The sequence below is a fragment of the Priestia sp. P5_B4 genome (genome assembly GCF_056400385.1).
Genome location: NZ_JBFULJ010001283.1, coordinates 1 through 800, shown reverse-complemented (window position 1 = coordinate 800; position 800 = coordinate 1). Strand labels below are relative to the sequence as shown.

1 protein-coding gene is annotated in these 800 nt (G+C 38.9%); it reads right to left on the bottom strand.

Features of this window, described 5'->3' with window-relative positions:
* The coding region (locus AC1DRF_RS30505; RefSeq protein ID WP_477742635.1) for a PAS domain-containing protein at nucleotides 1-775 on the bottom strand (775 nt) is incomplete at its 3' end.
* Between the last annotated feature and the right edge of the window lie 25 nt (nucleotides 776-800).

Sequence of the window (800 nt, the reverse complement as noted above, 5' to 3'; positions counted from 1 at the left end):
TTGTTATGCTTTTGACTTGCCCTCTCCAAACCTTTCCTTGTCCAATACTTTCAAGAACCCGAGGGTCATAGCTTACATCAAACAGTTCATATGATTGTCCAATTAGCTCTTCTTTTTCATAGCCGAATATCGTACAGAACATATCGTTTACATACATAATCGTTCCATGCGGATCCAGGACGCTTACGATAGCAGACTCATCAAGGGCATACTTCAYGTTTGCTAAATCTTTCACCGTGTTTTCCAACTTTATTTCAGCTGTCTTTTCCTTTGTAATGTCCTGAGCAATCAAGTAAATACCAATCCATTCATTTTCCACTATGATGGGCACGTTTGTAACATATAAATAAATCTTTCCTTGTTCTTTGTGCCACGCTTGGATTTCCTTGCTGTAGCTTTGGTCGTATATGATGTGATGAAAAGGCAAAGCACGGGCGTCAATCTTCAGTTCTTCTAGAAGCTGCCTGTAAGAACTATTGATGATCTCCTGCGCATCGTAGCCGAACATTTGCTCACAGGCAGGATTTGCTTGAACAATTTTACCGCTTAAATCCATCATGCATATGGCGTTTTCATGGTTCATAAAAAGCGATTTATACTGCTCCATGCTTTGGGCTAATTCTTTTTTTAACTTCTGGATATTTTTACTCATCACTAATAGGTGCGTACTATTGTCGGCATCATCAAAAATTGGAGTAAGCGTTGTTTCAAACGCTTCAGCTTCATATGAGAAGGTATTTATGTCATGGTAGATAACTGGCTTTTTTGTTTCCATCGCTTTCATATAGTTAGGGTAAAGG